Source organism: Streptococcus mitis (assembly GCF_009496205.1).
GTDB lineage: Bacteria > Bacillota > Bacilli > Lactobacillales > Streptococcaceae > Streptococcus > Streptococcus mitis_BN.
In genome coordinates this window covers 15959-39005 of sequence record NZ_WIJO01000015.1, presented here as the reverse complement: position 1 = coordinate 39005, position 23047 = coordinate 15959, and the positions used below count along the sequence as shown (strand labels likewise).

Annotated in this window: 22 protein-coding genes and 1 pseudogene; 20 read left to right on the top strand and 3 right to left on the bottom strand. The window is 36.4% G+C overall.

Annotated features, from left to right (window positions below):
* Positions 1 to 67 (bottom strand): annotated as a pseudogene (locus tag GEZ85_RS10615) (transposase); the annotation flags it as partial.
* On the opposite strand from GEZ85_RS10615, the gene GEZ85_RS03995 reads away from it, so the two are divergent.
* From GEZ85_RS03995 to GEZ85_RS03920, 17 genes are all read left to right on the top strand, one after another.
* Entirely contained in the window at positions 66 to 551 is a 486-nt protein-coding gene (locus GEZ85_RS03995; protein ID WP_153214791.1) for a hypothetical protein, read from the top strand. The pseudogene GEZ85_RS10615 and the gene GEZ85_RS03995 sit on opposite strands and share 2 nt — an antisense overlap.
* Before the next feature lie 354 nt (positions 552 to 905).
* Complete coding sequence (locus tag GEZ85_RS03990) at positions 906 to 1127, top strand: helix-turn-helix domain-containing protein (protein ID WP_049493765.1); 222 nt, start codon at positions 906 to 908, stop codon at positions 1125 to 1127.
* A 305-nt stretch (positions 1128 to 1432) separates the two neighbouring features.
* Positions 1433 to 1606, top strand: coding sequence for a hypothetical protein (locus tag GEZ85_RS10205; protein WP_194251512.1), 174 nt, complete (start codon positions 1433 to 1435; stop codon positions 1604 to 1606).
* A gap of 11 nt (positions 1607 to 1617) precedes the next feature.
* Positions 1618 to 3501, top strand: coding sequence for a recombinase family protein (locus GEZ85_RS03985; protein WP_153210194.1), 1884 nt, complete (start codon positions 1618 to 1620; stop codon positions 3499 to 3501).
* 213 nt (positions 3502 to 3714) lie between these two features.
* Entirely contained in the window at positions 3715 to 4350 is a 636-nt protein-coding gene (locus tag GEZ85_RS03980) for a TetR/AcrR family transcriptional regulator (protein ID WP_153210193.1), read from the top strand.
* Between the two features lie 171 nt (positions 4351 to 4521).
* Complete coding sequence (locus GEZ85_RS03975; RefSeq protein WP_153214789.1) at positions 4522 to 5262, top strand: ABC transporter permease; 741 nt, start codon at positions 4522 to 4524, stop codon at positions 5260 to 5262.
* Positions 5263 to 5399: 137 nt separating this feature from the next.
* Positions 5400 to 6119, top strand: a complete 720-nt coding sequence (locus GEZ85_RS03970) for an ABC transporter ATP-binding protein (protein ID WP_153209618.1) — start codon at positions 5400 to 5402, stop codon at positions 6117 to 6119.
* A 21-nt stretch (positions 6120 to 6140) separates the two neighbouring features.
* Positions 6141 to 7823, top strand: coding sequence for an ABC transporter ATP-binding protein (locus GEZ85_RS03965; protein ID WP_153209617.1), 1683 nt, complete (start codon positions 6141 to 6143; stop codon positions 7821 to 7823).
* Positions 7824 to 7929: 106 nt separating this feature from the next.
* Positions 7930 to 8601: a GTP diphosphokinase gene (yjbM, locus tag GEZ85_RS03960; RefSeq protein WP_023947454.1), complete on the top strand. Its 672-nt coding sequence runs from the start codon at positions 7930 to 7932 to the stop codon at positions 8599 to 8601.
* Positions 8585 to 9403 (top strand): NAD kinase, encoded by an 819-nt coding sequence (locus GEZ85_RS03955; protein WP_033687048.1) that lies wholly within the window; start codon positions 8585 to 8587, stop codon positions 9401 to 9403. The genes yjbM and GEZ85_RS03955 overlap by 17 nt, the downstream gene beginning before the upstream one ends.
* Positions 9400 to 10296, top strand: coding sequence for an RluA family pseudouridine synthase (locus tag GEZ85_RS03950; protein ID WP_153209616.1), 897 nt, complete (start codon positions 9400 to 9402; stop codon positions 10294 to 10296). Before GEZ85_RS03955 ends, GEZ85_RS03950 begins: the two co-directional genes overlap by 4 nt.
* Before the next feature lie 43 nt (positions 10297 to 10339).
* Positions 10340 to 11314 carry a phosphate acetyltransferase gene (gene pta / locus GEZ85_RS03945; protein ID WP_153209615.1) on the top strand — a complete coding sequence of 325 codons (975 nt, stop codon included), beginning with the start codon at positions 10340 to 10342 and terminating at the stop codon, positions 11312 to 11314.
* Positions 11315 to 11593: 279 nt separating this feature from the next.
* Complete coding sequence (gene mutY, locus GEZ85_RS03940; protein ID WP_194251511.1) at positions 11594 to 12760, top strand: A/G-specific adenine glycosylase; 1167 nt, start codon at positions 11594 to 11596, stop codon at positions 12758 to 12760.
* 65 nt (positions 12761 to 12825) lie between these two features.
* Entirely contained in the window at positions 12826 to 13533 is a 708-nt protein-coding gene (gene yycF / locus GEZ85_RS03935) for a response regulator YycF (protein ID WP_000722072.1), read from the top strand.
* Positions 13526 to 14884 (top strand): cell wall metabolism sensor histidine kinase VicK, encoded by a 1359-nt coding sequence (vicK, locus tag GEZ85_RS03930; RefSeq protein ID WP_153209614.1) that lies wholly within the window; start codon positions 13526 to 13528, stop codon positions 14882 to 14884. Before yycF ends, vicK begins: the two co-directional genes overlap by 8 nt.
* The gene (locus GEZ85_RS03925) at positions 14877 to 15686 is read left to right on the top strand and encodes an MBL fold metallo-hydrolase (RefSeq protein WP_153209613.1); all 810 of its coding nucleotides are present in this window, start codon (positions 14877 to 14879) and stop codon (positions 15684 to 15686) included. Before vicK ends, GEZ85_RS03925 begins: the two co-directional genes overlap by 8 nt.
* Positions 15687 to 15780: 94 nt before the next feature.
* On the top strand, positions 15781 to 16554 hold the full coding sequence (locus tag GEZ85_RS03920; protein ID WP_153209612.1) for a potassium channel family protein: 774 nt from the start codon (positions 15781 to 15783) through the stop codon (positions 16552 to 16554).
* Positions 16555 to 16689: 135 nt separating this feature from the next.
* On the opposite strand, the gene GEZ85_RS03915 is transcribed toward GEZ85_RS03920, so the two are convergent.
* Together GEZ85_RS03915 and GEZ85_RS03910 are read right to left on the bottom strand one after the other, a co-directional pair.
* Positions 16690 to 17037, bottom strand: coding sequence for a DUF6568 family protein (locus GEZ85_RS03915; RefSeq protein WP_153209611.1), 348 nt, complete (start codon positions 17035 to 17037; stop codon positions 16690 to 16692).
* 111 nt (positions 17038 to 17148) lie between these two features.
* Entirely contained in the window at positions 17149 to 18867 is a 1719-nt protein-coding gene (locus GEZ85_RS03910; protein ID WP_000121686.1) for a phospho-sugar mutase, read from the bottom strand.
* Between the two features lie 153 nt (positions 18868 to 19020).
* Between GEZ85_RS03910 and GEZ85_RS03905 the strand changes: the two genes are divergently transcribed.
* From GEZ85_RS03905 to GEZ85_RS03895, 3 genes are all read left to right on the top strand, one after another.
* Positions 19021 to 20922 (top strand): ABC-F family ATP-binding cassette domain-containing protein, encoded by a 1902-nt coding sequence (locus GEZ85_RS03905; protein WP_153209610.1) that lies wholly within the window; start codon positions 19021 to 19023, stop codon positions 20920 to 20922.
* A gap of 1 nt (position 20923) precedes the next feature.
* On the top strand, positions 20924 to 21787 hold the full coding sequence (locus GEZ85_RS03900) for an Rgg family transcriptional regulator (RefSeq protein WP_153209609.1): 864 nt from the start codon (positions 20924 to 20926) through the stop codon (positions 21785 to 21787).
* 79 nt (positions 21788 to 21866) lie between these two features.
* Entirely contained in the window at positions 21867 to 23045 is a 1179-nt protein-coding gene (locus tag GEZ85_RS03895) for an MFS transporter (protein ID WP_060628237.1), read from the top strand.
* Positions 23046 to 23047: the final 2 nt, after the last annotated feature.

Below are 23047 nucleotides of genomic sequence, written 5' to 3'. Positions count from 1 at the left end.
TCTCTAAGCTATATCCTTGTTTTCTAAGTTCATAGATCTGAACTTTATCATCATAAGTTAATTTCATGATAAAAACACCCCAAAAGTTAGATTTTTTCTGTCTAACTTTTGGGGGGCAGTTCAAAATTATACGTGAATTAGCTTTTTTATTAGATTCAAAAACTATCTCCAATTTATCAAAGAAAAAATTAGTTGACTTATCTTCTAATCTTGTTCACAGTTTAGGTTATACTGATTTGAACATTCAGCAGAAGAGACAACTTGAGGAAAGTATAGAAAAAATAAATTATTTCTCTATTGATATAGCAAAGAGATTAAATAAAGTTGAAAACATGCTTAGGAATCAAGAGGTTAATTCAATTGATTTCAGAAAACTAAAAGGAGAATACGGAATATTTCCTGAATGGATAGTAGCAAAATATTCTGATATTCTCAAGGATAGAGGTATTCATATAGAAATAAAAAAACGGAATTCTATTCGAAGTTTAGCCTTAGGAAACGATAATAGACTAGTAGATATTGATGAACTATTAGGAGAAAAAAATGTCTAAAATACTTGTTATTGGTGGTTTCTCTGAAATACACAGAGCACTTAAAAAAATAATTGTAAGTTAACATTGGTTTGTGAATCTTCGAAGATAAAACCATATTTTAAAGATCTTTAATTCCTTCCTTAACAAAATTATGTGACTTTTGTTACCGATTTTTTGCTGATTTTTTAATAGCTTATAACATTTATAGACGGTTAATAGATTTTGACCGTCTTTCTTAATATTGTCTTACCTATAATAGATGAGCTTGTGAGATATGTTTAATAAATTAACTTTAAATTTTATTGTCCGATTTGGACAATATATTAAATATTTAAAATTTATGGTCTATACTTTTTCTTAGGAGAAAGCTAGATGTACAGACGTTTGAGAGATTTGAGGGAAGATCACGATTTGACCCAAAAACAAATAGCTAAAATACTTTCATTTTCAAATTCAGCTTATGCTAAAATTGAACGGGGCGATCATGCCTTAACGGCAGATGTATTGGTAACTCTCTCAAACTTTTACGATGTCAGTGCAGACTACCTATTGGGATTGACAGATTTTCCTGATAAAATTCGCTTTAGAAAATAATCTCCTCAATTTCATAGAGTGTGAAAATGAGGGGATTTTTTATTTGTTCTTTGAAAATTGAATAGTCCAAAATGGTACTTTCCTCATTTGTGGAGCAAATTTGAATGGCTCGCCATGATAAGAGCGATTTTAAAACCATCAATAAAATAGAGCGATACTTTATATGCCATGATACAAATGATATACAATGATACTTCTGACCGTTCAGGCTGCCATCGTAAAAGAGCAGCAAGTGAAATTCTTATGATGACTTCATCAGTCATGCCATGGAGGAGATTGATAAAAGATAAAAGGGAAGTGATTTTTTGAAATCAAATTTAGAAAATTATATAGTCGAGCTAGAGATGCTAAATCTATTATTCCTAAAAAAACTTATTAGCGAAAAAGAATATGAAAAAATAAAGCTGAAACTGCGTAAAATATACACAAATTGGCTGACCTTTTTTGTTGGTTGCGGTAAAATAAATGCAGATAAATAGGAGGTTAAGTCATGTCAAATAACGTTGAAATTATAAAAGCAAATCCTTTAGTAACTAGAAGAAATGATAATAGTGGTTCTTTATCAAGGAGAGTAGCAGCATATTGTCGTGTTAGTTCCGATAGTGATGATCAAAAAAATAGCTATGATTCTCAAGTTCGTCATTATAGAGAGTATATATCACAGCACCAAGATTGGATTTTGGTTGACATTTATGCGGATGAAGGGATTTCAGGAACTCAAGTAGGAAAAAGACAAGATTTTCAAAGATTGATTTCAGATTGCCTTGATGGAAAAATAGACTATATCATTACCAAAGCCATTGCTCGCTTTGCTAGAAATACATTAGATACTCTCAAATATGTTCGTTTGCTCAAAGATAAACAAATTGGTGTATTTTTCGAAGAAGAAAATATTGATACTTTAACTATGGATGGTGAGTTACTATTGACGATATTGAGTTCGGTGGCTCAACAGGAAGTTGAAAATACATCTGCCCATGTTAAAAAAGGTTTAAAAATGAAGATGCAACGTGGAGAGCTTATTGGTTTTCAAGGTTGTCTTGGTTATGACTATAATCAAGATACAAAGTCGATATCAATAAATGAAAAAGAAGCCAAGATAGTACGTTATATTTTTGAACGATACATTGATGGTATTGGGGGTAGGGCAATAGCTAGAGAACTTGATGAACTAGGTTATAAAACTCCGAGAGGTCTTGATCACTGGCAAGATACAACAGTTTTAGGAATTATTAAAAACGAGAAGTATAAAGGTGATATTCTAATGGGGAAAACTTTCACTGTTGACCCTATTAGTAAGAGACGTTTAATAAATTTCGGTGAAGAAGATAAATACTACATTAAAAATAATCATGATGCAATAATTAGTCCAGAAATTTTTACACAGGCGCAAGAAATTAGATTACGGAGATCAGGAAACAAAAAAACCATAGCAAATACAAAAGGTAAACGAGAAAGATATTCAAGAATGTACCTTTTTAGCAGTAGATTGGAATGTGGTTTTTGTGGTACTGTTCTGTCTAGAAGAAGTTGGCACTCTAGTTCAGAGTACAAAAAGATTATTTGGCACTGTACAACATCTATAAAGAGAGGTAAAAAGTATTGCACTCATAGTAAAGGAATAGAGGAAAAAGCAATAGAAAATGCTTTTTTACAGAGCTACCAACAGTTGTTTTATGAAAATCATAACCTAACTGAAGACTTTCTTGAAATTATAAAAGAAGAGCTTACTGATGATACCTTAAAAGTGGAATTGAATAAGATAATTAGTAAATTAAATTCGTTGTACAAAAAAGAAGAAAAATTAGTTTCAATGAATCTTGATGGAAAAATAAGTGATTCTGTATATGAAGATAAATTCAATCAAATACAAATTGAGAAAGAAAAACTTTTAGAAGAAAAAGTAAACTTAGAAGTAACTTTAAAATCAGAAGTTGATATAAAAAGTAGATTAGAGAATTTTAAAGAAATTTTAACTTCACAAAAGACTTTGACGGAGTTTGACAAGGACATTTTTGAAAGTATCGTTGAAAAAATAATAGTAGGCGGAATAAATTCTGATGGAGAAATTGATCCAGCAATGTTGACTATAATTTTTAAAACGGGAGATTCTTCAACTAAAGATGCAAAATCTTACAAATCTAAAAGAAAGAATGCTAAAATAGAAAATGATAAATTGTGTTTTAATGCCGTAACCGATGACGAAAAAAAGTGTACAAATAAAGAAAACATCGCACGTGGAGTGTGTAGTATTGCTACAACGAAAAAAAGGGTGAAAATCCTTGATTTTAAGCTATTTTACAAGCATTTTGTCTTTGTAGATAAAAACAATTTTGACGTCAAAAAAGTCCTAAAAAGGCACATAGATGTATAGATATTTGTAGATGTCGTTTGCGCATCGGAAAAATGAATACAACAATAAATATTTATCTAAAGAGAGAACAATTGTATATTGTTCTCCTTTTTTTATTTTCAGGAGGGAAAATGAATGGCGTAAAATTATAGTAAATAACAAGAAACTTGACATTATGAGTTGAGTACATTATAATAGAAATACATACCGATAGTATGATAGAAGAGGAATATAATGGCAAGGAATAGAAACCCACATGAAACTAGGAGAAAAATACTAGAAGTTTCGAAAGATTTATTTTTAGAAAAAGGATTTGATAATACCTCAATACAAGATATAATCGATGGGTTAGGTGGATTGACGAAAGGTGTTATTTATCATCATTTCGAGTCTAAAGATGAAATATTGCAATCAATCATTAGTGAAAATAATCAAGAAATTCTAAATTATAATTGGAGAGGAGATACTGCATTAGAAAAAATACAAAATTCTTTGATGGATGCGTTCTCTAATTTAGAACAACAAAGATTAGTATACTCTGTCTCAATTATGCTAAGAAGTCCACGTTTGTTAGGAGAGCAGTATTTAAGTTTATTTTCTGATTTTTTACCAGGGATTAGAGAAAAAGTTTTCGAAGGTGTTAAAGATAAATCAATTAAAACAGAATATCCTGAAGAGCTAGCTGATTTGATTGTTTTAACTTTGAATATTTGGATTGGGTTCCAAATTTCAATTTATTCAGTAGAAGAATTAAAGAGTAAAATGAAGTTCATTAAACTAACTTTTGAAGGTTTGGGAGTGCAGTTGATTACTGATGAAATGATGGAGGTGATTTTCCAATTATTTGATCATTTAAAAGGTGTTAAATAAATTTTAAGTATTGATATTTTAAAAAATACCATACTATAGATATGGTATTAAAAATTTCATTATACATACCTTTAGTATGTTTATTTTTTAAATTTTAACATACCAGAAGTATGTAAGGTGCTTTTTGAATAGTGTAATTAATATTAAGAAAATTTTTTGGAGGAAAAATCTATGTTGTCGCTTATTAAAATTGAATTAAATAAAGTTTCAAAATCTAAATTATTTTGTGCTTGGTTAGGTACTATATTTATAGTACTAGGTATTACAGGAATCATAATCATGGGGTTAGGTACTGATAATAAACTGGGAGATTTTGTTGGACAGAATGCCAATAATATTAGAATTACTGATAAATGGGGAAGTTGGGCAATTGCAACATCATTGTTTGCATCTTTATTTACCAAAGCAGCATTTTTGATTTTTGAATCTTATTTATTGTCTACGATTATTATTGATGAATTTAAACGAAGAACAATTTTTCAGTTGTTTTCCTACCCTGTTTCTAAAATAAAATTATTATGGGGGAAAGTTCTTGCAGTAATTCTGATATCATTTATTGTTCATTTTACTGCACATTTAGTTATTCAATTATTAATTAAATTAGTAGCAGTTTTAACCGAATCAAATTATATCCCAATAGCTAATCAAATGATTAACTTAGCTGGAATTACGGTTGGAACAGTATTAATAGGTATACTACCTTTTGTTTTAGGTATTATTAGGCATTCAATAGCTATAACAATGCTTTCAGGACTTGGTTTAGCAGCATTACTTTCGAATGTAAGTCCAGGTAGTTTAACTAATAATTTTGTTGATAACTTATTCTTCTTAATATTTGCTAGTTTCATAAGTTTAATGATTGTTTCATTTTCAATTTATACTATTTCAAGAAAAGATATTAATATCAAGTAGTATAGCTAAATTTAATAGAAGGAAAGTGCTAATTTTGTGATGATTTATTTAAACGAAGAGACTGTATAAGTTGGAATTTATGCTTCTGAAGAAAAAGCTCTCACATTAAAATCCGACATTGAAGGCGAGGTATAGAGATGGGAAATATTGTTGAAATAAAAGAACTTTTTAAAACTATTGCTAAGGAAGAAATTTTAAGTGGTATTAACTTACAAATTTCTGAAGGAGAAATCTATGGATTTTTAGGACCAAATGGCGCAGGGAAAACAACTTTAATGAAATGCATGTTATCCTTATCAACTGTTACATCTGGTAGTATTGAAATCTTTGGAAAAAATTTACAAGATCACAGAGAGGAGATTCTAAGTCAGGTTGGAAGTGTTATTGAAACACCAATTTTTTATGATAATTGCACTGCAAAAGAAATTTTAGAAATTCACGCTCAGTATATGGGGAAAAATATTATTGAATCAGATATAATAAGAGTCTTAAGAATGGTCGGATTAAAGAATACAACTAAAAAAGTAAAAGATTTTTCGTTAGGAATGAGGCAAAGGCTTGGTTTAGCTCGTGCCTTTCTAACAAAACCTAAATTGTTAATTTTAGATGAGCCAATCAATGGTTTAGATCCAATAGGAATTCAAGAAATTCGAAATCTTTTGTTGTCGCTTTCTAAGGAGCATGGAATTACAATACTAATATCGAGTCATATATTATCGGAAATTTCACAGATAGCAGATAAGATTGGTGTTATCAAAAATGGACAAATGCTAGAACAGGTCTCTATGAAAGAGCTTAGGAGAGAGAATATTGACTTAGAAGAATATTTTATGTCACATTTTCTAAATGAAATTTAAGAATTATGAGGTAGATTAGGAATGAAACAATTGACAAAGTACCATAAGAAGTCTTTTTATACTTTCATGATTTTTAATATACTAGTTCCTTTAACTAATATTGCTTTTGCTTATTCTATTAAAATTATAATTGATAGTGGAATGTCCCAAAATAGGGAAGCTCTAACCCAAGCGATACTAATAGGTGCTATCGTAATATTTATCTATGCCAGTCTTAATTTTATATCCCTTCGATTAAGAAATAAACTTGTTAGGCAGATTATGTCAAGATACAAAAATAAGGTGTTTAAATCTATTTTAGATAGGGATTATAGAGAATTTTCTAAGGAAAAATCAGGGAAATTTATTTCAATATTAACTGAGAACATGAAGAAAATTGAGCAGGATTATTTGCACCAGTATTTTAATATTTCAAAAAATATTTCCTTAATGATTTTCTCACTAGTAGCCATGTTTATAGGTAATTGGTTTTTGACCTTATTAGTTATCATTGCTAGTATTATTCCAATGATGATATCAGGATTTATTGGGCAAAAATCAGCTTCACTTCAAAAAAGAGCTATGATTGCCGATCAGAAGTATTTAGCTAAGGTTAAAGATATTTTAGCAGGGTTTCTAGTTATAAAGAGTTTTAATGTGAAAGAGGCTATCGGTCAAGATTACAAAAACGAAAGCGAAAAATTGGATGAGATATATTTCATCAAAGGGAAATTTGATGTTTTATCTAATGTTATTTCTCAACTTTCAGGGATGATTGTTTTTTTAGTAGCCTTTGGTGGAGGAATGTATCTGGTCTTCGGTGGGCATACCACAATTGGGAGTGTTACAGCTATTGTTCAACTAGTCAATTTTGTAGTAATGCCACTAAATGAAATTGGTATGGGAATGAGTAAATTACGTGAAGGTCAGGCTACACTGAATTCATTTGAGGTAAAAGATGTAATCGAACTTCAAACTGGTAAAACGAAAGAATATTTTGATGATGTCATTTCTTTTTCAAATGTAGATTTTTCCTACCCTAATGCTGAGGAAAAGATTTTTAATAATTTATCTTTACAGATCAAAAAGGGGGGGAAAATTGCAATAGTAGGTATGTCAGGTAGTGGAAAATCAACTTTACTCAATCTATTACTGCGTTTCTATGATGTAACAAGTGGGTATATCTCAATTGATAATCAAGATTTGCAAGCTATTTCAGCAGAGAGCCTTTATAACTTAATGACTATTGTTCAGCAAGATGTTTATATCTTTGATGATACTTTAAAAGCAAATATTACCCTTAGTCAATCCTTTACTGAAGATGATATAAAAAAAGCTGTACAGCAGTCTGGCTTAGAAAGTTATATTTTAGAAAATGAATTAGGTCTACAAACTTCATGTGGCGAGAATGGATCAAATCTATCTGGGGGAGAAAGACAGAGACTTAGTATTGCGCGTGCTTTAATTCGAAAAACACCAATCTTATTATTAGATGAGGCTACCTCGTCTTTAGATAATAAAGTTACTACTGAAATTGAAAATTCAATTTTAGAAATTCAAGATTTGACGGTTCTTGTTGTTACGCATAAGTTAAATAAGAGCATGTTGAAAAAATACGATAGAATTCTTTTTATGAAAAATGGAGTTATTGTTGAAGATGGTTCTTTTGATAACTTGATGGATAGGAAAGGTGAATTTTATAAATTGGTTGAGTTGAGTGTGTAATTCTCTTTCGTTTTATGGTATAATAAGCATTGTATTTATTGTATATGAATCTGGAGAAAAAATCAAAGATATTTTTGAAGGATAATATGAGAACAAGGGAGAATATATGACCTTAGAATGGGAAGAATTTCTAGATCCTTACATTCAAGCTGTTGGTGAGTTAAAGATTAAACTTCGTGGTATTCGGAAGCAATATCGTAAGCAAAATAAGCATTCTCCTATTGAGTTTGTGACTGGTCGAGTCAAGCCGATTGAGAGCATCAGGGAAAAAATGGCTCGGCGTGGCATTACTTATGCGACCTTGGAACACGATTTGCAAGATATTGCTGGTTTGCGTGTGATGGTTCAGTTTGTAGATGACGTTAAGGAAGTAGTGGAGATTTTGCGCAAGCGTCAAGATATGCGGATTATACAGGAGCGAGATTACATTACTCATCGAAAGGCTTCAGGCTATCGTTCCTATCATGTGGTAGTAGAATATACGGTTGATACCATCAATGGAGCCAAGACCATTTTGGCGGAAATTCAGATTCGTACTTTGGCCATGAATTTCTGGGCAACGATAGAACATTCTCTCAACTACAAGTACCAAGGGGATTTCCCAGAGGAAATTAAAAAGAGACTGGAAATTACTGCCAAAATTGCCCATCAGTTGGATGAAGAAATGGGTAAAATACGTGATGATATCCAAGAAGCCCAGGCACTTTTTGATCCTTTGAGTAGAAAATTAAATGACGGTGTAGGAAACAGTGACGATACAGATGAAGAATACAGGTAAGCGAATTGACCTGATAGCAAATAGAAAACCGCAGAGTCAAAGGGTTTTGTATGAATTGCGAGATCGTTTGAAGAGAAATCAGTTTATACTCAATGATACGAATCCAGATATCGTTATTTCCATTGGTGGGGACGGTATGCTCTTGTCGGCCTTTCATAAGTACGAAAACCAGCTTGACAAGGTCCGCTTCATTGGTGTTCACACTGGACATTTGGGCTTCTATACGGACTACCGTGATTTTGAGTTGGACAAGCTAGTGACTAATTTGCAGCTAGATACTGGAGCAAGAGTCTCTTACCCTGTTCTAAATGTGAAGGTCTTTCTTGAAAATGGTGAAGTGAAGATTTTTAGAGCATTAAATGAAGCCAGTATCCGCAGGTCTGATCGAACCATGGTGGCGGATGTTGTGATTAACGGTGTCCACTTTGAACGTTTTCGTGGAGATGGGCTAACAGTTTCGACACCGACTGGTAGTACAGCCTATAACAAGTCGCTTGGTGGAGCTGTTTTACACCCAACCATTGAAGCTTTGCAATTAACGGAAATTGCTAGCCTTAACAATCGTGTTTATCGAACGCTGGGTTCGTCCATTATTGTTCCAAAGAAGGATAAGATTGAACTTATCCCGACGAGAAACGATTACCATACTATTTCGGTTGACAATAGTGTGTATTCTTTCCGCAATATCGAGCGAATCGAGTATCAAATTGATCATCATAAGATTCACTTTGTTGCGACTCCTAGCCATACCAGTTTCTGGAACCGTGTTAAGGATGCTTTCATCGGCGAGGTGGATGAATGAGGTTTGAATTTATAGCAGATGAGCATGTCAAGGTTAAGACCTTTTTGAAAAAGCACGAGGTTTCTAAAGGACTTTTGGCCAAGATTAAGTTTCGAGGTGGTGCAATTCTGGTCAATGACCAAACGAAAAATGCAACTTATTTATTGGACGTTGGAGACCGCGTTACTATCGATATTCCTGCTGAGGAAGGCTTTGAAACTCTGGAAACTATCGAGCGTCCATTAGACATTCTCTATGAAGATGACCATTTTCTAGTCTTGAATAAACCCTATGGAGTGACTTCTATTCCTAGTGTCAATCACTCCAATACCATTGCCAATTTTATCAAGGGTTACTATGTCAAGCAAAATTATGAAAATCAGCAGGTTCACATTGCGACTAGACTTGATAGGGACACTTCTGGCTTGATGCTTTTTGCCAAGCACGGTTATGCCCATGCACGATTGGACAAGCAGTTGCAGAAGAAATCTATCGAGAAACGCTACTTTGCTTTGGTTAAAGGAGATGGGCATTTGGAGCCGGAGGGAGAAATTATTGCCCCGATTGCGCGTGATGAAGACTCCATTATTACCAGAAGAGTGGCTAAAGGTGGAAAGTATGCCCATACATCATATAAGATTGTAGCATCTTATGGGAATATTCACCTGGTCGACATTCGCCTGCACACTGGACGTACCCACCAAATCCGAGTCCATTTTTCTCATATCGGTTTTCCTTTGTTAGGAGATGATTTGTATGGTGGTAGTCTGGACGACGGCATCCAACGTCAGGCCCTGCATTGCCATTACCTATCCTTTTATCATCCGTTTTTAGAGCAAGATTTGCAGTTAGAAAGTCCCTTGCCGGATGATTTTAGTAATCTTATTACTCAGTTATCAACTAATACTCTATAAAAACTAATTCAGAGTATAATTATTATCTTAAAGGAGAAAACTCATGGAAGTTTTTGAAAGTCTCAAAGCCAACCTGGTTGGTAAAAATGCTCGTATCGTTCTGCCTGAAGGGGAAGAGCCACGTATTCTTCAAGCGACAAAACGCTTGGTAAAAGAAACAGAAGTAATTCCTGTTTTGCTTGGAAATCCTGAAAAAATTAAAATTTATCTTGAAATTGAAGGTATTGAAGATGGTTATGAAGTCATTGACCCTCAACACTATCCTCAATTTGAAGAAATGGTTACTGCTTTAGTGGAGCGTCGTAAGGGCAAAATGTCTGAAGAAGATGCACGCAAGGTTTTGGTCGAAGATGTCAACTATTTTGGTGTTATGTTGGTATACTTGGGCTTGGTTGATGGAATGGTATCAGGTGCGATTCACTCAACTGCTTCAACAGTTCGCCCAGCCCTTCAAATCATCAAAACTCGTCCAAATGTTACTCGTACTTCAGGTGCCTTCCTCATGGTTCGTGGTACGGAACGTTACCTATTTGGTGACTGTGCTATCAATATCAATCCAGATGCAGAAGCCTTGGCTGAAATTGCAATCAACTCAGCAATCACAGCTAAGATGTTTGGGATCGAGCCTAAAATTGCTATGCTAAGCTATTCTACTAAAGGTTCTGGGTTTGGTGAAAGCGTTGATAAGGTAGTAGAAGCAACTAAAATTGCTCACGACTTGCGTCCTGACCTTGAAATCGATGGTGAGTTGCAATTTGATGCGGCCTTTGTTCCCGAAACTGCAGCTTTGAAAGCTCCTGGAAGTACAGTAGCTGGTCAAGCAAATGTCTTTGTCTTCCCAGGTATCGAAGCAGGAAATATTGGTTACAAGATGGCCGAACGCCTTGGTGGTTTTGCGGCTGTAGGACCTGTTTTGCAAGGTTTGAACAAGCCAGTTAACGACCTCTCTCGTGGATGTAATGCGGATGATGTCTACAAGTTGACCCTTATCACAGCAGCTCAAGCAGTTCATCAATAAGATTTAGTCCTCTTTCCCTTGGAAAGAGGCTTTTTATACTCAATGAAAATCAAAGAGCAAACTAGGAAACTAGCCGCAGGCTGCTCAAAGCACTGCTTTGAGGTTGTAGATAAGACTGACGAAGTCAGCTCAAAACACTGTTTTGAGGTTGTGGATAGAACTGACGAAGTCAGTAACATATATACGGCAAGGCGACGTTGACGTGGTTTGAATTTGATTTTCGAAGAGTATTAATACTAGGAAAAGGACAGTTAGAATCTTCTGTGTTATACTAGAGATATGTTAGATTTGAAAGAATACGGTATTGTCATGTGGCCGGAGGAGAAGATTGTTTCTTTTCGTGAGAAACTTCTCGCTTGGTATGATGAAAACAAAAGAGATTTACCCTGGCGTAGAAGTAAAAATCCTTATCATATCTGGGTGTCTGAAATCATGCTCCAGCAGACTAGGGTGGATACGGTTATTCCATATTACGAACGATTCTTGGACTGGTTTCCAGCTGTTGGAAGTCTGGCGAATGCCCCTGAAGAGCGTTTGTTGAAGGCTTGGGAAGGTTTGGGTTATTATTCTCGAGTTCGTAATATGCAGGCTGCAGCCCAGCAGATTATGACTGACTTTGGTGGTCAATTTCCAAATACCTATGAAGGAATTTCCAGTTTGAAAGGAATTGGCCCTTACACAGCAGGAGCCATTTCTAGTATTGCTTTTAACTTGCCTGAGCCAGCTGTAGATGGTAATGTTATGCGAGTGCTAGCGCGTCTGTTTGAAGTCAACCACGATATTGGCATTCCAAGTAATCGCAAAATTTTTCAGGTAATGATGGAAATCTTGATTGATCCGGATCGTCCGGGTGACTTTAATCAAGCTTTGATGGACTTGGGATCAGATATTGAGGCGCCTGTAAATCCCAGACCAGAAGAAAGCCCAGTTAGGGACTTTAGTGCGGCATATCAGAATGGCACAATGGACCGTTATCCAATCAAGGCTCCCAAGAAAAAGCCAGTTCCCATTTATCTCAAAGCCTTAGTTGTGAAAAATACTCAGGGACAATTTTTACTTGAAAAAAATGAAAGTGAAAAGCTATTGGCAGGTTTTTGGCATTTCCCATTGATAGAAGTTGATAACTTTTCGCAAGAAGAGCAGTTTGACCTCTTTCATCAGGTTGCAGAAGAAAATGTGAACTTTGGTCCCAGTCCAGAAGAGAGTTTCCAGCAGGACTATGACCTAGATGTTGATTGGTTTGATATTTGTTTTGAGACTGTCAAGCATGTCTTTAGTCATCGCAAGTGGCATGTTCAAATTGTAGCAGGTCAGGTGACTGACTTCCATGAGTTTTCAGATAGGGAAGTTCGCTGGCTTTCACCAAAAGAGTTTAAGAATTACCCACTTGCTAAACCCCAACAAAAAATCTGGCAGGCCTATGCAAAAGGCCAAGTTAGACAGTAGCAAAGACTAGCTATTGTGTTTTCTTGTTATTTTTTTGATATAATAGTAGAGAAAAAGGTGAACAAATGAAAAAAATATTAATTGTAGATGATGAAAAACCAATCTCGGATATTATCAAGTTTAATATGACCAAGGAAGGTTACGAGGTTGTAACTGCTTTTAACGGTCGTGAAGCGCTAGAACAATTTGAAGCAGAGCAACCAGATATTATTATTCTGGATTTGATGCTTCCCGAAATTGATGGTTTAGAAGTTGCAAAGACTATTCGTAAGACTAGTAGTGTACCTATTATCATGCTGTCAGCTAAAGACAGTGAGTTTGATAAGGTTATCGGTTTAGAGCTTGGGGCGGATGACTATGTGACAAAACCCTTCTCAAATCGTGAGTTGCAGGCGCGTGTTAAAGCTCTTCTTCGTCGTACGGACTTGGTTTCTGTAGATAATCAAGAGTCAGATGAAAAGAAAACCCAACCTTTGCAAATTGGGGACTTGGAGATTGTACCAGATGCCTATGTGGCTAAAAAATATGGTGAAGAACTAGACTTGACCCACCGTGAATTTGAACTTTTGTACCACTTGGCTTCTCATATTGGTCAAGTGATTACCCGTGAACACTTGCTTGAAACGGTCTGGGGGTATGATTATTTCGGAGATGTTCGGACTGTTGACGTAACTATCAGACGTTTGCGTGAGAAGATTGAAGATACACCTAGTCGTCCAGAGTATATCCTAACACGTCGTGGTGTTGGTTATTATATGAGAAATAATGATTGAATTGATTAGAAAAAATATTCTTACTAGTGATTTTATCTTCATTTTAATTTTATTGGGTTTTATCTTGATTGTTACCTTGCTTTTGCTAGAAAATCGGCGAGATAATATTCGGTTGAAGCAAATCAATCAAAAGGTAAAAGACTTGATTGCAGGAGATTATTCTCAGGTATTGGATATGCAGGGAAGCTCTGAAATTACCAATATTACCAATAATCTCAATGATTTATCAGAAGTAATCCGTTTGACCCAAGAAAATCTTGAACAAGAGAGTAAACGATTACACAGTATCCTCTCTTACATGACGGATGGAGTCCTCGCGACCAATCGTCGTGGTAAGATTACTATGATTAATGACATGGCTAAGAAACAGCTAGGTGTTCAGAAGGAAGAGGTTCTCAATAAAAGTATTCTAGAATTGCTTCAGATTGAAGATGAGTATGAACTTCGTGATTTGATTACCCAAGTTCCTGAGCTTATGATTGATTCTCAGGATGACAATGGTGAATATCTGAGCCTTCGTGTACGTTTTGCCTTGGTTCGTCGTGAGTCTGGATTTATCTCTGGTTTGGTTGCTGTTTTACACGATACGACGGAGCAGGAGAAGGAGGAGCGCGAACGGAGACTCTTTGTTTCCAACGTTAGTCATGAGTTACGGACGCCTCTGACTAGTGTAAAATCCTATCTTGAAGCCTTGGATGAGGGGGCCTTGTCAGAACCTGTCGCTCCAGACTTTATCAAGGTGTCTCTAGACGAAACCAACCGTATGATGCGGATGGTAACAGATCTTCTCCATCTTTCACGGATTGATAATGCAACTAGTCACCTAGATGTGGAACTGATTAACTTCACAGCCTTTATTACCTTTATTCTTAACCGCTTTGATAAGATGAGGGGATCAGACGAAGAAAAGAAATATGAATTGGTTAGAGATTATCCGATTACGTCTGTCTGGATTGAAATTGATACAGACAAGATGACGCAGGTGATTGATAATATTCTCAACAATGCCATTAAATATTCTCCAGATGGTGGAAAAATCACAGTGACCATGAAGACGACTGATGATCAGATGATTTTATCCATCTCAGACCAAGGATTGGGTATTCCTAAGCAGGATTTGCCACGTATCTTTGACCGTTTCTACCGTGTGGATCGTGCTAGAAGCCGTGCTCAAGGTGGAACAGGGCTAGGACTGTCTATCGCTAAAGAAATTATCAAACAACATAATGGTTTTATTTGGGCCAAGAGTATATATGGTAAGGGATCAACCTTTACCATTGTGCTCCCTTATGATAAGGATGCAGTGAAGGAAGAAGTATGGGAGGACGAAATAGAAGACCAGAATGAGTGAAACAGGCTTTAAATACAGTATTTTAGCGTCGGGTTCCAGTGGAAATTCCTTTTATCTGGAAACGCCAAAAAAGAAACTTTTAGTGGATGCAGGCTTATCTGGTAAGAAAATCACCAGCCTACTTGCTGAAATAAATCGCAAACCAGAGGACTTGGATGCCATCTTGATTACGCATGAGCATTCTGACCATATTCATGGAGTGGGTGTTTTGGCTCGCAAGTATGGTATGGATTTGTACGCCAATGAAAAGACCTGGCAGGCTATGGAAAATAGCAAGTATCTTGGCAAGGTGGATGCCTCGCAAAAGCATATTTTTGAAATGGGCAAAACCAAAACATTTGGAGATATTGATATTGAGAGTTTTGGTGTTAGCCATGATGCGGTCGCACCGCAGTTCTATCGCTTTATGAAGGATGACAAGAGTTTTGTCCTTTTGACAGATACAGGTTATGTTAGTGACCGTATGGCAGGAATTGTCGAGAATGCAGATGGCTATCTTATCGAGTCCAACCATGATGTAGAGATTTTGCGAGCAGGTTCTTACGCTTGGCGACTCAAACAACGAATCCTATCGGATCTGGGTCACCTTTCTAACGAGGACGGTGCTGAAGCTATGATTCGGACGCTAGGAAATCGCACTAAGAAAATCTATCTTGGTCACTTGTCTAAGGAAAACAATATCAAGGAACTGGCTCACATGACCATGGTCAATCAGTTAGCTCAAGCAGATCTAGGAGTAGGAGTGGATTTTCAAGTTTACGATACGTCTCCAGACACTGCAACACCTTTAACGGATATATAAAAATGAACACCAAGTGGTGTTCATTTTTAATGAATCGTAGTTTTAAATTTATGCTATAATAAATTCATAAGCGATTATAATGGAGAAATATAAATTGAAGAAGACTTGGACATTTTCAGATTACTATGACACAATCATATTATTATTAGCATTGATATCTGTGGTGCTAGTTATTTTTGGATTTATGGATGTTATAGATTTGCATAATCCGCCTTACAATATTATTGATTTAATGATTTGGATAGTGTTTATAGTAGACTATCTATGGCGTTTCTTTACTAGTAAAGAAAAATTTCGTTTCATTATTGATAATATTTTTGATTTATTGGCAATCCTTCCATCAAATGCTATTTTTACAGTTTTCCGTTTGGGACGTATTTTTCGTTTAGCAAAATTAACAAAATTAGTTAAACTTACAAGGTTATTAAGAATAATTGGCTTAAGTGGAAAATTAGAAAGAAAAGCTAGTAGATTACTACGAACAAATGGCTTACTTTATATTCTTTATCTCAATTCCTTTATTGTCTTGCTGGGGAGTTCGATTTTATCCGTTGTTGAAGAAAAATCTTTCTCAGATAGTCTTTGGTGGTCTCTTGTAACTGTAACGACAGTGGGTTATGGGGATATTATTCCTACTTCAATTTTTGGTAAATGGTTAGCTGTTTTATTAATGCTTGTCGGTATTGGAACAATAGGAATGTTAACGAGTGCCTTGACGAACTTTTTTGTAAAAGATAATCCAGATGAACAGATAAAACTTGATAAACTTCAAGATGAATTGTCTAGTCAGAGAATATTACTAGAGAAACAATCCGAGAAGATAGAAGAACTACATAGAATGATACAAGACTTAGTTGAAAAAATATAATAAAGGTGAGACAAAATAAAACTTGATTCGAGGAGGAATCAAGTAAGTCTTGATACAATAAAACGCATAATATCAAGGTTTTCTGGCACCTTACATTATGCGTTTTTGTGATTTTAAGACTTGTTAGCTGATTTTTTACAATCCTGCAAATTCTTTGATTTCTTGTGCTGACATTGAAGAGTCGCAACGGACAATGATTTGTCCATCTGCAATGTGAACGAAGCCTGGTACGGTTGGAATTCCATAGCGTGAGCGGAATGCTTGCAACTCATTGAGTTGGCTTGGTTCTTCACTGTTGATGAAGTAGATGTGAGCTTTGGTTTCAGCTACGACACCTGCCAATGTACCTGCAAATTTACGGCAGTAAGGGCAAGTTTTGCGACCGATAAAGAAGGTTGCAGTTTCTTTTTTATCAAGAGCTTCTTGCGCACGCGCAACTGTAGTGACTTCAAGGTCTTTGATATTATCTAAAAATTGTTCCATGAGATTACCTCGCTTTCATTGATAAGTCTAGTATGCCATAAAGTTTCTAAAATTGCTTAGATTTGATACGAAAAAAAGATGAGATTGGTTGGTCTCATCTTTTATAGGGCTTTATTTTACAAAAGCATTGATTTCTGCTTCGATGTTAGCGATTTTAGCTTGTGATTCTTCGTTGGTTTCACCTACAACTGCAATGTAGAACTTGATTTTTGGTTCTGTACCTGAAGGGCGAACAGCAATCCATGAACCGTCAGCAAGTGTGTATTTCAAAACATCACTTGGAGGAGTTGTTAAGTTTGTAACGGTACCGTCAGCAGCAGTAGCAGTTTGAGCTTTGAAGTCTTCTACGACAGTGATAGCTGTTGCGTTCCATTCTTTTGGAGCATTGTTGCGGAATTTAGCCATGATCGCTTTGATTTGTTCAGCACCATCGACACCAGAAAGGGTAACAGAGATAGTTTTTTCTGCGTAGTAGCCGTACTCTTTGTAGATTTCTTCGATACCGTCAGCAAGTGTCAAACCACGTGAACGATAGTAGGCAGCAAGTTCAGCAACGACTAGAACAGCTTGGATAGCGTCTTTATCACGTACGAATGGTTTAATCAAGTAACCGAAGCTTTCTTCAAATCCCATCATGTAAGTGTGATTGTGTTTTTCTTCGAATTCTTGGATTTTTTCAGCGATGAATTTGAAACCAGTCAAGACGTTGAACATAGTTGCGCCGTAGCTTTCAGCAATCTTCGTTACCAAGTCAGTTGATACGATAGATTTGCAGAGTGCTGCATTTTCAGGCAGAGTTCCAGCATTTTTGTGGGCTTCCAAGATGTATTTAGCCATGATAGCACCGATTTGGTTACCTGAAAGGTTGAGGTAGCTACCATCTTTTTGAAGAACTTCAACACCAACACGGTCAGCATCAGGGTCAGTTGCCACAAGAACATCTGCACCAACTTGACGACCAAGTTCTTCAGCAAGAGCAAAAGCTGCTTGGCTTTCTGGGTTTGGAGATTTTACAGTTGAAAAGTCAGGGTCAGCAGTTGCTTGCGCTTCAACGACTTGAACAGAGTCAAATCCTGCTTGGGCAAGAGCACGACGAGCCAACATTTCACCAGTACCATGAAGTGGTGTGTAGACAATTTTCATGTCTTTACCGAATTCTTCAATCAAGGCTGGGTTGATGTTTACGTCCTTAACCTCTTTAAGGTATTCTACATCAACAGCTTCGCCGATAACTTCAATTAAGCCAGAAGCTTTTTCAGCTTCCACATCAGCAACTTCAACTGCAAATGGGTTTTCGATTGCACGGATATATGTAGTCAAAGCGTCTGCATCGTGTGGAGGCATTTGTCCACCGTCTTCACCGTAAACTTTGTAACCATTAAATGGAGCAGGATTGTGGCTAGCTGTGACCATGATACCTGCGAAACAGTTGAGGTGACGAACTGCAAATGATAGTTCTGGAGTTGGACGAAGGCTTTCAAATACATAAGATTTGATACCATGTTTAGCAAGAACTGCCGCAGATTCAAAGGCAAACTCAGGTGAGAAGTGACGGCTATCGTAGGCAATTGCCACACCACGTTCTTTTTCATTTCCACCTTTTGATTCAATCAAACGAGCCAATCCTTCAGTAGCTTGGCGAACAACGTAGATGTTGATGCGGTTTGTACCAGCACCAATCAGGCCACGCATACCTGCAGTACCAAATTCAAGATTTGTATAGAAGGCATCTTCCTTCGTTTTTTCATCCATATTTTCCAAATCTTGACGAAGGTAGTCAGGAAGCTCCGCAAAATCAACCCATTTCTGGTAATTTTCTTGGTAAGACATTGAAATTCTCCTTTTTGTAAATTGTTTTAACCGTTCACATTATAGCACTTTTTAGCGTTTTAGTAAAACGGTAGCATAATTTTCAGAAAAGTGGTGTCATATGCCGGTTTATCAAGTCTTGAATGGCTTAGGGAAACATGCTATACTACTTATATGATTATTTTACAAGCTAATAAAATTGAACGTTCTTTTGCAGGAGAGGTTCTTTTTGATAATATCAATCTACAGGTTGATGAACGTGATAGGATTGCCCTTGTTGGGAAAAATGGTGCAGGTAAGTCTACTCTTTTGAAGATTTTGGTTGGAGAAGAGGAGCCAACTAGTGGAGAAATCAATAAGAAAAAAGATATTTCTCTGTCTTACCTAGCTCAAGATAGCCGTTTTGAGTCTGAAAATACCATCTACGATGAGATGCTTCATGTCTTTGATGACTTGCGTCGAACGGAGAAACAACTTCGTCAGATGGAGCTAGAGATGGGTGAAAAGTCTGGTGATGATTTGGATAAACTGATGTCAGATTACGACCGCTTATCTGAGAATTTTCGCCAAGCAGGTGGCTTTACCTATGAAGCTGATATTCGAGCGATTTTAAATGGATTCAAGTTTGATGAGTCTATGTGGCAGATGAAAATTGCCGAGCTTTCTGGTGGTCAAAATACTCGTCTGGCTCTTGCTAAAATGCTCCTTGAAAAGCCCAATCTCTTAGTCTTGGACGAGCCAACCAACCACTTGGATATTGAAACCATTGCTTGGCTAGAAAATTACTTGGTAAACTATAGTGGTGCCCTCATTATCGTCAGCCACGACCGTTATTTCTTGGACAAGGTTGCGACGATTACGCTAGATTTGACCAAGCATTCTTTGGATCGCTATGTGGGTAATTACTCTCGTTTTGTGGAATTAAAGGAGCAGAAGCTAGCTACTGAAGAAAAAAACTATGAAAAGCAACAAAAGGAAATCGCTGCTCTGGAAGACTTTGTCAATCGCAATCTAGTTCGAGCTTCAACGACTAAACGTGCCCAATCTCGTCGTAAACAACTGGAAAAAATGGATCGTTTGGACAAGCCGGAAGCTGGCAAGAAATCAGCCAATATGACCTTCCAGTCTGAAAAAACGTCGGGTAATGTTGTTTTGACTGTTGAAAATTCGGCTATTGGCTATGATGGGGAAGTATTGTCAGAGCCTATCAACCTAGACCTTCGTAAGATGAATGCTGTTGCGATTGTTGGTCCCAATGGTATTGGCAAGTCAACCTTTATCAAATCAATCGTGGATCAGATTCCGTTTATCAAGGGAGAAAAGCGATTTGGGGCCAATGTTGAGGTGGGTTACTATGACCAAACCCAAAGCAAGCTGACACCAAATAATACTGTATTGGATGAACTCTGGAATGATTTTAAACTGACACCGGAAGTTGAAATCCGCAACCGTCTAGGTGCTTTCCTTTTCTCAGGAGATGACGTTAAAAAATCAGTCGGCATGCTGTCAGGTGGCGAGAAAGCTCGTTTGCTTTTGGCTAAACTCTCTATGGAAAACAATAATTTTTTGATTCTGGATGAGCCGACCAACCACTTGGATATTGATAGCAAGGAAGTGCTAGAAAATGCCTTGATTGATTTCGATGGAACTCTTCTATTTGTCAGCCACGACCGTTACTTTATCAATCGTGTAGCAACTCATGTTTTGGAATTGTCTGAGAATGGCTCGACTCTCTACCTTGGAGACTACGACTACTATGTTGATAAAAAGGCTGAAATGGAAGTCAGTCAGATAGAGGAAACTTCAACCAGCAATCAAGCAAAAGAAGCAAGCCCAGTTAATGACTATCAAGCTCAGAAAGAAAGTCAAAAAGAAGTTCGTAAGCTCATGCGACAAATTGAAAGTTTAGAAGCTGAAATCGAAGAGCTAGAAAGTCAAAGTCAAGTCATTTCTGAACAAATGTTGGAAACAAACGATGCCGGCGAACTCATGGAATTGCAGGCTGAGCTGGACAAAATCAGCAATCGTCAGGAAGAAGCTATGCTTGAGTGGGAAGAATTGTCAGAGCAGGTGTAAGATGGAAAATCTTGGAAAAGTATTTCGTGAATTTCGGACAAGTGGAAATTATTCTTTAAAGGAGGCCGCAGGAGAGTCCTGTTCAACCTCTCAGTTATCTCGCTTTGAGCTTGGGGAGTCTGACCTAGCAGTCTCACGTTTCTTTGAGATTTTGGATAATATTCATGTCACAATCGAAAATTTCATGGACAAGGCAAGGAATTTTCACAATCATGAACATGTTGCTATGATGGGACAAATTATCCCGCTTTACTACTCAAATGATATTGCAGGTTTTCAAAAGATTCAAAGAGAACAACTTGAAAAAGCTAAGAGTTCGACAAATCCCCTCTATTTTGAGCTGAACTGGATTTTGTTGCAAGGTCTGATTTGTCAAAGAGATTCGAGTTATCATATGGAGCAGGATGATTTAGATAAGGTAGCAGATTATCTCTTCAAAACAGAAGAATGGACCATGTATGAGTTGATTCTTTTCGGTAACCTCTATAGTTTCTACGATGTAGACTATGTCACTCGGATTGGTAGAGAAGTCATGGAGAGGGAGGAATTTTATCAAGAGATTGGTCGCCATAAGAGATTGGTTTTGATTTTGGCCCTCAATTGTTACCAGCATTGTTTAGAGCATCTTTCTTTTGACAATGCAAGCTATTTTGAGACTTATACAGAGAAGATTATTGGTAAAAACATTAGTCTGTATGAACGAAATATTTTACATTACCTAAAAGGCTTTGCCTTGTACCAAAAAGGACAGTGTAAAGAAGGTTGTAAGCAAATGCAAGAGGCCATGCATATTTTTGACGTGCTAGATCTTCCAGAGCAAGTAGCCTACTATCAGGAACACTACAAAAAATTTATCAAAGATTAATTTTCCCAAATAAGGGAAAAATGAAAAAGCTCCTTTCGGTTTTGATACAATAGTTTCAAAATTTGAGAGGAGTTTTTATATGAATCGCTATGCAGTACAGTTGATTAGTCGCGGAGCTGTTAACAAGATAGGGAATATGCTCTATGATTATGGAAATAGTGTCTGGTTGGCTTCCATGGGGGCCATAGGCCAGACTGTTTTAGGAATGTATCAGATTTCTGAACTCGTCACATCTATTCTCGTAAATCCCTTTGGCGGAGTCATTTCAGACCGTTTTTCTCGTCGTAAGATTTTAATGGCGGCAGACCTTGTTTGTGGGATTCTTTGTCTGGCTATTTCTTTTATAAGGAATGACAGCTGGATGATTGGAGCTTTGATTTTTGCCAATATTGTTCAGGCTATTGCTTTTGCCTTTTCTAGACCAGCAAATAAGGCCATTATCACCGAATTGGTAGAGAAGGATGAACTGGTCCTCTACAATTCTCGTTTGGAGTTGGTCTTGCAGGTTGTCAGCGTGAGTTCTCCTGTACTTTCTTTTCTTGTTTTACAATTCTCAAGTCTCCATCTGACGCTCTTACTAGATGCTTTGACTTTTTTTATAGCATTTGTTCTAGTGGCCTTACTTCCAAAAGAAGAACCAATGGTTCAAGATAAGAAACTTTTTACTGGTAAAGATATTTTTGCAGATATCAAAGATGGCTTGCACTATATCTGGCATCAAAAAGAGATTTTCTTTCTCCTGTTAGTGGCTTCCAGCGTTAATTTCTTTTTTGCGGCTTTTGAGTTTTTGCTTCCTTTTTCAAATAAACTATATGGAGTAGAAGGAGCTTATGCGACTATCTTAACCATGGGTGCGATTGGCTCAATTATAGGAGCACTGATAGCAAATAAATTTAAATCAAGTATGAATACACTTTTGTTCTTATTGATTTTAACAGGAGTAGGAGTTTTCATGATGGGTTTGCCACTGCCCAATATTTTAACCTTTTCTGGAAACCTGATTTGTGAACTCTTTATGACGATTTTTAATATTCACTTCTTTACACAGGTACAGACCAAGATTGATGGAGAATATCTGGGTAGGGTATTGAGTACCATTTTTACACTGGCAATTCTCTTTATGCCGATTGCGAAAGGTTTGATGACCTTTCTTCCAAGTGTCCATCTTTATTCTTTCTTGATTATTGGACTTGGAGTTGTAGCCTTATCTTTCTTAGCTCTCGGATATGTTCGAACTCATTTTGAAAAAGAGACATAAGT